This window comes from Pseudobacteroides cellulosolvens ATCC 35603 = DSM 2933, assembly GCF_001262605.1.
Taxonomy (GTDB): domain Bacteria; phylum Bacillota; class Clostridia; order Acetivibrionales; family DSM-2933; genus Pseudobacteroides; species Pseudobacteroides cellulosolvens.
Map to the genome: position 1 here is coordinate 6,064,482 of NZ_LGTC01000001.1, position 12,911 is coordinate 6,077,392.

Genomic DNA, 12,911 nt, shown 5'->3' on the forward strand with positions numbered 1-12,911 from the left:
TGGACATAAAAATACGGTTATTTTCGAATTCATTGCACGAATTAAATTAATTATTATTTATTTTTTAGGAGGAGAATGCAATATGAAAATCAAAAGGAAATTAGTTTACTGGGTGCTAATGTGCAGCATATTGGCTACATGTTTAACACAAGGAGGTATTTCATCTGGTGCAGCAGGTTCAGGTGACTTGAATAATGACGGGATCGTTAACATTGCTGATGTGGTTCTTTTGGGCGTTATATTTAACTCAATTGCTGGAGACAACAAATATCGGCCTTCCTGTGACTTAAATAGTGATGGTGTAATAAATATGGCTGATGTAATCATTATTGCCGGTAATTTTAATAAAGCAGTAACTGTTCCATCAAATACACCTACTCCAACTCCAACTAATAAGCCAACACCAACACCTACAAAGGGAACTTCAGCTACTCCAGTGCAAATAAGAGTACCCATTAGCGGTATGAATATGGATACATCACAAATAAAAAACAAATACCTTGATGTTCCCTATAGTACTGTATCCAAAACACAGACATTGGATATTTTCCTTCCTAGTGGAATTAGCGGCCCATATCCGGTAATTGTTGCAATTCATGGTGGTGCATATATAGGCGGAAGTTCAAAAGGCAGTGATAATGCTCCTATGGTTGAAGGTAGGATAATTAAATGATTGTAAAGAAGTTGCATTTTTATCGGCCAAACCAGGCAAAACTTAAGAAGCTTTTGTTTTTACTGGTATCATATTTTTCAATAGCTTCATCAAAAGCTATTAGACCAATACTATATTCATCTCTATTTTCAACGTCAAATAGCTTCTTTGAATAGAAACTTGAAATGATTTTTATTATAAATGGGATATAGTCACGAATAAATTTTTCTCTTAATTGTTTATCACCATTTTGTATTTTTTTAACAATATTAGCAGCTGTCTCACTGGTATATTCGAATAAAGTCCAAATAAATAGCATATCTTTCCCCCGACAATTTTTTATGTCTAGGAAATTATGATGTATACACCACAATTTCTCACGATAATGGTTAAGATTGACAAAATCGCAGGCCATTTTGTTCAATTCCATTTAAGTAGTCACTTGAGCAGTTTGTAAACTCTTCAATATATTAAGATATACTTATAAATTGAGTTTTTGCTATAAATTCGAATTGCTTTGTATTTTTAAGTCCAGAATTTTATAGTTAATTTCGGAATTTTTATAAATATTTTTAAGATGTTTTTATAGATTTGTGGAAAGGGGGGATTTAGAAGAACAAATCCATATATCTAAAGGCTTTGCTTAGATACGGTCAAAAGCGGAAGTTATATTTGAGTTGTTGCCAAGTACTCAAGCACCTCATTTGTATTACCTTTAAATAAGATTTTCCTTGTAGTGGTTTGTATCTGATAATCATACATAGGATCGTAGTATTCCTTAAGCAAAATTTCTATCCAATTTTTGTGAGCGGTAGCATCACCTGACTCTAATTGTTTTTGATATGCAAACTGTAAACAGTCAATAACACGGTTGTATAGGTCGCCGCCAAGCCTTTTTTTAATTCTACTCATACTGCCACTTATGTATTCGAACCAGTTGGACAGGCCAAGGTCACCAAATTCATTTAAATACTCTTCTTGAGATTCAATTACATATTCATTATGTGTATTAATAAGACGCTCTTCAAAGGGTATATCCAGCAATATCAAATTTCCAGTTCTAAAGTAGGCGTAGAGTGGCTTTGGAATTATGCATTTGCCGATGTTTACACTTTCATCCTCCAGTAATAGCTTACTATAACCCCTGTGTTTATGCCGGATAAGGGCATATGCAAGGTTATTCTCAAAGTCTATCTGGGTGGGCTGAGGTGTAACATACCGGCCAAACGACGAACCTCTATGATTTGCAAGGCCTTCCAGGTCGATAGAATTATCCAGTTTTTTAAGTAGAACGGTTTTACCACAACCTGTTAAACCACCCAGTACCAAAGGCACAATTTGTTCCGGCGGGACAAGGTGGTCAATGAGGTAGTTTCTGAAAGCTTTATATCCGCCATGGAGCTTCGTAACTTCCTTTCCTGTGGTCTCATAGATCCACTGCTGGCTAATAGAAGAACGCAAGCCTCCCCTGAAGCAATAAATTATGCTGTTAGGGTATATATTTAGATGGGATGCCCATGCATCAATTCTTTCCTGCCGGGTTTTGCCCGATACCAATTGATGCCCCAGTTTAACCGCTTCTTCGCTGCCCTTTTCCTTATAGCAGGTTCCTACGAGGTGCCTTTCTTCATCATTCATAAGGGGTAAATTGACAGCATTTAAAAAAGAACCTTTAATAAACTCAATAGGAGCACGTACATCTATGAGTGGTATTTTATTTAAGACTATTTTTTCATAATCATCAGTTATATTTTTAATTAAATTTGACATATCCATTTATATAACCCTAATCAGCTTCTCCTGAGCACCAGTAATTTCAAGGAAGGCTGGAACATTCTCTTTTTTAACAATAGCAAGGAGTCCCCCCGATGTCTGAGGATCGCACAAAATACATTTTTGTTCTTCTGATATTTCTTCGACAGTATGCCCGTAGCTTTTGAAGTTATTTATTGTTCCTCCGGGGACACAATCCAATTGAAGATATTTTTTAGTGTTTGGAAGCAACGGAATTTCATTGTAATAAATTGTTGCGGATATGCCGCTTCCCTCACACACTTCACCTAAATGGCCTAAAAGTCCGAAGCCTGTAACATCAGTTAGTGCAACGACGCCTTCTAATGCGGATATTTCTGCACCTATTTTGTTAAGGGTACACATTGCTTCAACTGCATGTTCTATATGCCCGGGTTCGATTTTTTTCCTTTTTTGTGCGGTTGTTAAAATACCGATTCCCAGGGGCTTGGTTAAAAATATTTCACACTCTGGAACTGCTTTATTATTTTGCTTTAACCGCTCATTATCGACAATACCTGTAACAGCCAGTCCAAATATTGGCTCGGGCGAATCAATTGAATGTCCTCCAGCAAGAGGAATACCCGCAGCATCACAAACCGAACGGCCTCCTGCAATTACCTGCCTGGCAATATCGGCTGATAGGACTTTAACAGGCCACCCCAAAATGGAAATTGCCATAAGGGGTTTGCCGCCCATAGCATAAATATCACTAATTGCGTTTGTGGCAGCAATTTTTCCAAAAGTAAACGGATCATCAACGATTGGCATAAAGAAATCAGTTGTACTTAAAACAGATGTACCGTTACCCAGATCGTAAGCTGCTGCATCGTCCTTACTGCTGTTTCCCACCAATAGCTGGGGATATGCGATAGTATTTTCTGTTCCTTTTAATATTGAATCCAATACAGCCGGAGATATTTTGCATCCACAACCGGCTCCATGGCTATACTCAGTTAATTTAATATTTTCCATAACATTACCCTCTGTCAAATTATTGTCGACCAATATTATATCACAATGTTGCAGAAAAAACACAAATCATATATTTTTAAACAGTTATAACCTTATTATAACTCATCATAATTGAAACGATTTCGCCCATATCGGATCTTCTTCCAACTTCAATACTATTTCCAAGGTCATAATGGTCAATACATGTGCCGCACGCAATAATTTCAACGCCTTTTTCCGATAAACCATGCAAAGCATCCAAAACTGCGGAGCCTTTAGCCATAATCTTTACACCGGAATTATAGCATATGATAACATCGGGTAATTTCTCAGATGCCCAAAGCTTTCTTAAAAAAGCACCTAAAAGCTTTATGCCTAATTCATCATCACCTTTTCCAAAAGATTCATTATTTATAATAATTGCTGTTTTCATTCAGTGTCCTCCCCAAGATAAAATGCAAATACGTTTGTACAACATTGTATTATAGCAAAAAATAAGACCAATATATAGAGTAAATCAAGAACTCCGTCCCATTTCTACCAATTCAGATCAATTATGGCCAGGCAAAGCGTGTGGTTGCTTATATTGTTAAGTGTCCACAACGCCCACTGACCTTAGATAGCTTCTATTATAACCTTCAATGAAGAATTATTCAAAGAACAGTTTATCAATTTCCCCATTCATTATATAGGGTAAAAATTGTTGTATCTTTTCAAAAGACCAATCCCACCATTGTATCTGCTGCAATTTATTAATAGTTTCATCATTAAAACGCTTTTTGATTTCTTTCGCAGGAATACCACCAACAACAGTATATGGAGGAATATCCTTTGTTACAACTGCTCGTGTTCCGATAATTGCACCATCACCAATATGAACGCCAGATAAGATAACCGCTTCATATCCTATCCAAACATCATTACCAATTGCAATGTCTCCCTTATTATCCCATGCAGACTTTACATGCTCTTTATTTAATTTCCATTCTTCAAAAAATAATGGAAATGGATAAGTTGAAAGTGATTTAAGAGTGTGATTGGCACTTGTAAAAAGGAACTTTGCCCCACAAGCTATGGAACAAAACTTGCCTATAATCAATCTATCTTTATTTATGGGATAGTGATATAGCACATTATTCTTTTCGAATTGCATGGGGTCAGACACAAAATCATTATACATAGTATAATCGCCAATTATAATATTGGGATTTGTAATTGTATCTTTCAAATATATTGTTTCAGAGTCATTTGTTCTGGGGTATATTTTTTTATCTGGAATAGTCATATAGATCCTCCTAAGTTTTATTATTTAATAAACTATTCCAGTAATTACAATGCACTTTTTCACATTATCACCATCCTTCAATTATATTAAAAGTAAACTTTGATCATAATCTGTATTCCTACTTACAATATGTTTAACATATATACTATTGTTTTTACTCTTTTGTTATATTCTTTTGATTCCAATTCTCAAGCCACCTTTTTACTCCCATAATCCTCAATTGCTGCTGATTTAATATTAAATCTTGTCCAAGTTTAATCCAACTCTCTGAAAACTTTTTGAATCTACTGCAAGGAAACGTTTTACATTCAAAACAGAATTCATATCCTTTTTTTTCTTTACAACACACATAAATACTTTTACAATTTCTTTCCTTGCAGTGTTTTTCTGCACCTAAACATGGATTTTTATATCTTAAATAATTGGGACATCCTCCACAATAAATTCCACAAGGAGGTACAAAACCATTATATTTTTTCATATAAAATCACGCCTCCTATCATGCTAAAAAACTTAATCTTAGATAGACCAAAAAGCTAGACCCCGATAGCAGATATGTAGTATAATGTCGGCATCTGCGACGGCATTTCTCGGGCTTTTTTGGGGAGGCCCCGCTTATTTTCGAAATATAAATTTTTGATTAGGATATCCAAATTCCATTACAAGTTCGTCTTCGACAAACCCCATTTTCTTATATAATGCTCTTGGTGCATGGCCTTTTGGATCATCTTCCCTAAATGTAGTCACCCATATTTCTGAATTTTCCGGAAACATTGTAATCATTTTCTCAATCATTGCTGTTGCAATTCCCATTTGTCGATGGCCTGGATGTACAGCCATACATGATAAGGTTTTCTGCTTAAGTGAATATATTAATATACCAACTATTGTTTCCTTATGTTTTACACAAATTGCACTTTGCCGGTTGATATTCTTTACAAGCATTTGCCGATAATCTTGCATTACTAAACCCGGAAAATTATCTTTTACAACATCAACCAGCCGTATCCAATCTTCAACATCACTTAGTTCTGCAAAAGTGCAAGTATATCCTGTTTTCATACAAATTCCCCTCTCATAGTATATAAAAGATTTTATTTCACAATAAATAACATATGTAGATTAACTAAATCTCCAAAACTACTTCTGTTGCAATATTTGATTCTTACACACCTTATAATAAAATTCAATATTACCTTCATCGCCATTCTTAAGTCTCTTATATACCTTACCAATGGGGTAACATTCAAAACTCTTAAGATGTATAGTAATAACTTTAGTATTTTGGTTTGAAATAATTTGCTGATGAATAATTTCACACAATTGTTCAACCTTCTCAACACTATTCTCACTATAATCCAACTCAATATCATACATCTGAGCTAATCCAAAAACATGACTTGATCAATCACCAATAATACTTTGTAATGAACTATCTGACATTTTCTTATCCTCCAAAGAAAAACTTCGAAGCTTTTCTTACTAAACTGCATCTATGGATGGATTCAATAACAACTAATTACATATAAATAAAGCAAATAAACGAACTATTTTCGGTTATGCTTTATTTAATATATCCATTCAAGTAATTTTTTTTCGTAATTTTATCTTATCATGATTCAACGATAGTTAATATGACAATACAAAAATTAATAGCATCATACAAGTAATTTTTATCTATTTTAGCTATATGTTTTGCAATAGGGGATTATAGCATGAAATAGGACTGTGACGCACCGATTTTTGTTCTTTTCCCTTCTTTATTAATAAAAAATCCCACAAATCATTCTTGCAGGTATATTTTTGTGAGGAGTCAAAATCACAGAAGCAGTTCTTCATAGCAGAATTCTGGAATTATTATATTTCTAACTTCTCTTCCTTCTATTTCATTTTTTATATCTTTAACATTTACTGTCCAGTCACAATTAATTAAATGATTACCTATTATGTATCTGGGTTTTAACCTTTCTTGAATTTCACCCAATTCCTGTATATGTAGATTAGAGGCCTCTCTACTGCACATTTTACCCATTACCATATCTTTGATTACCAAACTATAAACCAAAGCATCTAAATTATATACTTCAGGGTCTTCAAAATAAAACGCATGGCTATCACCAGTGATATATATCTTCTTTTCTTTATACTTGAGCAAGAAACTAATATGGTCTGGTTCCCAATCAATAAAATGCTTTGTTTGATACACTTTTATTTTAAGTTTGTCTACCTCTAGTTCGATAGGACTACTTATATTTGGTGGGTATACTATTTTTAAATAATCCGGATTTAGGCTTGTATTTGCTAATAATGGATAAGCTATACTAGGTGGTCCAATTATTAGATTATTAGTTGTAGAGTTAAGAATTTTTGGAGCACTAAAATGATCTCCATCACTGTGACTAAATAAAACTATATCTTTACTACTTAATTTAGGTGGAGTTAAATAATTGTTGAAAGCGTCAATAAATACGCTAAAATCTTCAAATTTAATTTCAAGACTACCAATTCCTAACAACTTAATTTTTATAATACTCATTCTATCCTCCGAATTTCATTTAGTAATTCAATATTTAATTGCACACAGATAACATATAAGATGGGGTAGGTTCTGCAATTTCGCTGTTAGCTCACAGATTTTCGTATGATTTCCGGTTCCGCTAGTATTTCCACCCCCAGAAAGAGCCTGAATTATTTCAGCATTCTTTGGTAGTGGTTCATTATTTATGCTTTTATTTTCCCATCTTTGTTCATTTGTATGCTCCCATTTATTATTCTTTTCTACAATGCTTTTCTTATCTTTAAAATCACCACAATGTTGCTTTTTTCAGCTTCTGTTCTTATAGAATCAATATTTAGAATAATATATCTTGGCTTTTTATCTGAATTGGATAAAGAAGGAATGTAATCTACTAATAATTTGTAATATTTCTGTATGGTTTAAATTCTAACTTCATGTTTCTCCTCCTTTGAAGCCAAACTTATAAAACCTGCGACACGATACCGCAACCTGCATCCGATTTTAGTAAATAAGACAAATAAACTAACTATTTTGATTATGTCATATTCAATATATCCATTCATGTAATTTTTTTATAATTGCATTTTATCATGATTTAAAGGTAATTAATAGTATTTTAGCTAACGAAAGGAGTATAACAAGTTGTAAAACTCTCTATATGTAAACAACAGGCAATATAAAAAGCTTGATTAAATAGGTATGTACTGGAAAACGCAATGGCTATACAGTGCTTCTAAAGAACTATTAAAATTATATATAAACACGCTTACAACTTTTTCAGAGTTTGATATAATTTATAAAATAAGGTATTTTCAAATTAAGAAATATAATGGATACAACAATTGGGCGGAACAATAATTGTAGTGATTATAGAATAAAACGGAGGATTACCTGAATGAATAGTATGATTAAAGGCCAAAAGGCAAAGATTCTGGATGTTGTAGGCTCAGAAGTGTTTGAAGTAGGAGTATTTATCGATGCGTCAATGACTGTTGATATTACCTGTTTTGGGCTGGATGATAAAAAGCAGTTATCTGACGATAGATATATGATATTTTACAACCAGATGAGCTCACCTGAGAAAAGCTTAGAAATGACAGAAAACAAGCAAAACAGGGGAACCTTCAAAGTAAACCTTTCAATGCTGTCTTCTACAATTAAAAACCTTGTTTTTACTGCGACAATTGACGGCGAAGATAAAATGTCGGATATCGTATCTGGAGAATTCCATATTTCTGCTAATGGACAAAAAATGGTCAGCTACCAATTTAATAATAAGGATTTCAAGAATGAAAGGGCGGTAATAATTTCGGAAATATATTTTAAGGATGTATGGAGAGTCGGAGTAGTGGGTGATGGCTTTGATGGAGGACTAAGTGCCTTGCTAAAGCATTTCGGCGGGGTGGATGCGGATGAGCAGTCGGTGCAACAGCCGGTACAGCAACCGATGCAACAAGCAACAGCACAGAGCTCTGATGCAGAGAAACAAAACTCTATACCAGTAGGACAAACTGTTAACCTTGAAAAGAGGATAAAGCTTGAGAAAAAAATGGAAGAAAGGGCACCGCAAATTCTTTCCCTCGCTAAGAAAGCAACAGTTTCTTTAAAGAAAGCGGGATTGGAGAATCATACTGCCAAGGTTGCTCTTTGCTTGGACATTTCAGGCTCTATGAGTTCTCTTTACAAATCCGGCAAAATTCAAAATTTTGCTGAAAGAATTTTAGCTCTTGGTTGCAAGTTTGATGATGATGGATCTATTGATGTGTTCCTGTTCGGAGCCAAAGCTCATGAAGCGGGGGAGTTTAGTATTGATAATTTTAATGGCTATATAACATCTCTTACACAAAGATATCCTCTTGAAGGAGGAACTTATTACGGCAAGGCTATGAAGATTATCAGAGAATTCTACTTTCCAAACAGTATTAATCGCAAAATAACAAAGGCAAAATATCCTGTATACGTAATGTTTGTTACTGACGGTGCTACATTTGATGAAGATGTGACATGTGCTAACTTGCAGGATTCTTCATATGAAGGTATATTCTGGCAGTATATGGCAATAGGAAAGTCTTCCAAGGATGTGAAAACAAAAGGAATAGGAGGGTTCTTTAGAAGTCTTGCTGCAAGTGATTTCAGATTTTTGGAGGAATTGGACAACCTTCAGGGAAGATTGATTGATAATGCAAACTTCTTTAGTGTAGAGGATCCTTCAAACATTTCAGATGAGGAATTATATGATTTGTTAATGAAAGAGTATCCGACATGGCTGAAACAGGCCAGTGAGAAAGGTCTGATTTGATAATATGGTCAATTCACTGATATAAGTCTATATATAACTACACAAAAATATGCGAACAGTCAGCTATTCGCATATTTTTTGTTTGTATATACGCGTGCTTTTTACTCTTGACTGATTAAAATCATTTTTTGACTAATGGATTTTTGCATGATATCATATTAAATGCTATATAAAGGTTAGGAGATATTTGGTAATGAGAAAAGAAAGATTAAAGGCAGTCATGGCAATGGCACTTATTATTCCGGCTTTATGCATGCCTGCAAAAGTTACAGCTGATATAAACAATAGCTTTAGTGACATACACTCGAATAATTGGTTTTATTCCCCGGTTCTAAGGTTAAATTCTTTAAAAGCAATTTCAGGTTTTCCGGATAACACATTCAGGCCTTACAACTATACTACAAAGGCTGAATTTGTTAAGATTTTATTGGATGCATTCAAAATACCTGTTGAAAATGGGCATGACTACTCCAACATAAAGGATCATTGGGCTGACAATTATGTGTCTACTGCAATAGCCAATGGAATAATTCCTGAAAGTACATATAATGGTAGCTTCATGCCTGATAAGCTAATTACAAGGATTGAAATGGCGTCTATGATACTGTCTATGCTGAATGTTCAATATGTTAATGATAAAAGTCCTTTCGATGATATTTCCAATGAGGTATCCACTACAGCTTTTCATGAATACTTGATAATGGGAAGCATTAAAGATGGAAAAAGATATTTTAAGCCTTATTCCAATGTAACCAGGGCTGAAGCAAGTGCAGCTATAGTCAGGGCTATTGATTATATGGAAAACTCCAATGGATACAAGAAAAATTCACATAAAGAGTTGGTGCAGCAGGAAAAATTAATTGCAAAGCAAAAAGAAGAAATCAGAACACAAGAATTGTACAATACTCTTGTTAAGCCATCGGCTGTTATAGCACAAGTCACTGAAAATGCAAAATTATTTTCGTCATACTATGCACCGTATAACGTTGTAGGAACAGTGAATAAAGGTACTAAGGTAGAAATTATCTACGGTATGTATACGCAGTGGTTTTATGTATCCTACGGCAATGTCAAGGGATGGGTTTCTGGAAAGGTGCTTTCAATACCCCCTGATCCGCCTACGAATACCAATAAGATGACAAAGGAGCAGCTTGAAGGGTTTGTAAACTATAAGGGATTTGCCAGCAATGCTCCATATTTTGTGTGGGTTGATATTGACAGGCAATTGACTCATGTATTTTCAGGATCAAAGGGAAATTGGAAGCTAAATAAAACGATTCAGTGTGCAACAGGTAAAAATGAGTCGCCAACCATCAGAGGAATATTTACTGTATCTAGAAGAGGAGACTGGTTCTACAACCCCAGATATAGGAGTGGTGCCAAGTATTGGGTGGAATTTAGCGGGGACTACCTTTTCCATTCAATCTCCTTAGATTCGTATGGAAATATAAAGGATCCTACATTAGGCAAAAGAGCATCATCCGGTTGTATTAGATTGTCAATTGAGGACAGCAAGTGGATTTATACTTATATTCCCGCAGGTACTACTGTATGGGTATATTAGTCATTCCTTAAAAAGGTATATAATTAGTTTTTTATAAAATGCCTGAATTTTACTCAAAATCAATGATATAATAAATTATAAATATATGAAAAGATTAGTAATACTTTTATTAGAATTTAGGGCAATTAATTTAAATTAGAGGTGGCAGATGAAAAGAGAGTTTACTTATTCATTATTACAAGCTTTAATTAAAGACCGTGATTTCATGCCTTTGCAGGACGCAGAAGGTAAATACAGCATATATGATAAAATAAATATTCTTACAAAGGATGCTTATGGAGCATTAGTTATTGTTGAATTATTGGATGGAGATAGTTTGACAAGCGAGGAGATTGAAGAAAGACTTAGAGGAAACCAAAACATTATTTACCAGATAGAAGAAGGAATTGCACAATATATTTATGAGGTGTTCATTTTTAGCTCATATCCCGAGCAGGATAAACTGAATGTAATTAAAGCAGCACAGTATCAAAAAGCAAAAGATAGGAAATATATCAAATGCTTAAGTGTAAACCTGGAAAACAAGTCAGTTGAAAGGTATTTTAAATTGCCTCTCACCGATGAGGGAATAAGCAAGAACATAAAAGCTATAATGAAGCAAGGGATATCTAGAGAAATCGTAGATGTTGATATCGAAGAAGTTGTAATGCAAAAAAGGAATGAGTTTCACATTAAGTTAGAAGCTAAGACACCTATTCTGTCCTATGCATTAATAGCTTTGAATGTAATAATATGGATTGCATTGAGCTTATATTCGGCACAATCAGGCACAAATTTTAATGAATTACTGCTTAAGTTTGGTGCAAAAGAAAATACACATATATTATCAGGTGAGTATTGGAGGTTTATAACTCCAGTATTTTTACACTTTGATATACCCCATCTTGTACTCAATTGCTATTCGTTGTATGCATTAAACATTGTGGAAAGAGTATTCGGGCATGTGAAGTTTTTGGCAGTTTACTTAATTGCAGGTATTATGGGGAATATTGCAAGCTTTTTGTTTTCAATGGGCCTGGGGGCTGGAGCATCAGGTGCTATATTCGGCCTGCTTGGGTCACTGCTTTATTTCGGTTTGCAAAGGCCTACACTTTTCAAAGCTTATTTTGGTGCTAATGTATTTGTTATGATTTTTATTAACCTTGCATATGGTTTTTCAAGATCGGGAATTGACAATTTTGCACATATTGGTGGTCTTATAGGTGGGTTTTTAGCTACAGGTGCGGTTTCAGCTTCAGATAAAACCAAGTGGTACTTAAATAGATTTATTTACATCGCTGTAACTATAGTGATAGTTGTATCAAGCCTTTTCTATGGTTTTGGTAATCCGGAAAGTAAAATAACCTTGAAGGTAAATGAAATGGAGGAACTTGATAAAAACCAGAATTGGAATGAGGTAATAAAGGCTGGCAAAGAAATTTTAGCACTAAACCCAAAGAGTGAATCAAATAGAATATCGGTATATTGGACTTTGGCAAAAGCACAGGGAATGACAGGGGAGTTTGATGATGCTGTCGAGAATGCAAAAAAATTGGTTGAGATTGATCCAACGAACGGACGTTATATTTTAGGATTGCTTTACCATGATATGGGACAGTTTGAAAAGGCCAGGGATGAGCTGCTTGAAGCAAAGAAATTAATGAGTGATAAGGGTAATGGAGGAAGTAAGGAGATTATATCAAATATTGATAGTATTTTACGGAATATGGGTTATTGATATTGTTTAATGTATTAGAACTTATTTATTGATTTAAATGTAAATCTATATAAAACTGTATAGCAGGCAGGTGAGGTGAAAAATCTTACCTGCTATTATTTTTATGTCTGTGAAATTACAGTTTATGCTGC

General features: G+C 34.3%; 13 protein-coding genes. 4 read left to right on the forward strand and 9 right to left on the reverse strand.

The window, feature by feature from the left end:
* Positions 1-82 precede the first annotated feature (82 nt).
* Entirely contained in the window at positions 83-673 is a 591-nt protein-coding gene (locus tag Bccel_RS25130; RefSeq protein WP_036943551.1) for a dockerin type I domain-containing protein, read from the forward strand.
* A gap of 19 nt (positions 674-692) precedes the next feature.
* Here Bccel_RS25130 and Bccel_RS25135 read toward each other — a convergent pair whose 3' ends face one another.
* The 9 genes from Bccel_RS25135 to Bccel_RS25175 all read right to left on the reverse strand — a co-directional run bounded on the left by Bccel_RS25135 (position 693) and on the right by Bccel_RS25175 (position 7,218).
* Entirely contained in the window at positions 693-971 is a 279-nt protein-coding gene (locus tag Bccel_RS25135; RefSeq protein WP_050753839.1) for a sigma factor, read from the reverse strand.
* A gap of 347 nt (positions 972-1,318) precedes the next feature.
* Positions 1,319-2,428, reverse strand: a complete 1,110-nt coding sequence (gene mnmH, locus Bccel_RS25140; RefSeq protein WP_242857045.1) for a tRNA 2-selenouridine(34) synthase MnmH — start codon at positions 2,426-2,428, stop codon at positions 1,319-1,321.
* Entirely contained in the window at positions 2,429-3,418 is a 990-nt protein-coding gene (gene selD / locus Bccel_RS25145) for a selenide, water dikinase SelD (protein WP_050753840.1), read from the reverse strand.
* Between the two features lie 76 nt (positions 3,419-3,494).
* A complete protein-coding gene (yedF, locus tag Bccel_RS25150; protein WP_036943553.1) occupies positions 3,495-3,830 on the reverse strand; it encodes a sulfurtransferase-like selenium metabolism protein YedF in 336 nt (111 codons plus the stop codon).
* 216 nt (positions 3,831-4,046) lie between these two features.
* Positions 4,047-4,682, reverse strand: coding sequence for a CatB-related O-acetyltransferase (locus Bccel_RS25155; RefSeq protein WP_036943555.1), 636 nt, complete (start codon positions 4,680-4,682; stop codon positions 4,047-4,049).
* A 154-nt stretch (positions 4,683-4,836) separates the two neighbouring features.
* Positions 4,837-5,163: a DUF3795 domain-containing protein gene (locus tag Bccel_RS25160; protein WP_036943557.1), complete on the reverse strand. Its 327-nt coding sequence runs from the start codon at positions 5,161-5,163 to the stop codon at positions 4,837-4,839.
* 134 nt (positions 5,164-5,297) lie between these two features.
* The gene (locus Bccel_RS25165; protein WP_036943559.1) at positions 5,298-5,744 is read right to left on the reverse strand and encodes a GNAT family N-acetyltransferase; all 447 of its coding nucleotides are present in this window, start codon (positions 5,742-5,744) and stop codon (positions 5,298-5,300) included.
* 78 nt (positions 5,745-5,822) lie between these two features.
* Positions 5,823-6,059, reverse strand: a complete 237-nt coding sequence (locus Bccel_RS25170) for a hypothetical protein (protein ID WP_036943561.1) — start codon at positions 6,057-6,059, stop codon at positions 5,823-5,825.
* A gap of 442 nt (positions 6,060-6,501) precedes the next feature.
* The gene (locus Bccel_RS25175) at positions 6,502-7,218 is read right to left on the reverse strand and encodes an MBL fold metallo-hydrolase (RefSeq protein ID WP_036943563.1); all 717 of its coding nucleotides are present in this window, start codon (positions 7,216-7,218) and stop codon (positions 6,502-6,504) included.
* A gap of 877 nt (positions 7,219-8,095) precedes the next feature.
* Here Bccel_RS25175 and Bccel_RS25180 point away from each other — a divergent pair.
* The 3 genes from Bccel_RS25180 (at position 8,096) to Bccel_RS25190 (ending at position 12,780) form a co-directional block, all read left to right on the forward strand.
* On the forward strand, positions 8,096-9,499 hold the full coding sequence (locus Bccel_RS25180) for a VWA domain-containing protein (RefSeq protein ID WP_036943565.1): 1,404 nt from the start codon (positions 8,096-8,098) through the stop codon (positions 9,497-9,499).
* 193 nt (positions 9,500-9,692) lie between these two features.
* Positions 9,693-11,063, forward strand: coding sequence for an S-layer homology domain-containing protein (locus Bccel_RS25185; protein ID WP_050753841.1), 1,371 nt, complete (start codon positions 9,693-9,695; stop codon positions 11,061-11,063).
* Between the two features lie 148 nt (positions 11,064-11,211).
* Complete coding sequence (locus tag Bccel_RS25190; RefSeq protein ID WP_036943567.1) at positions 11,212-12,780, forward strand: rhomboid family intramembrane serine protease; 1,569 nt, start codon at positions 11,212-11,214, stop codon at positions 12,778-12,780.
* The last annotated feature ends 131 nt before the right edge of the window (positions 12,781-12,911 follow it).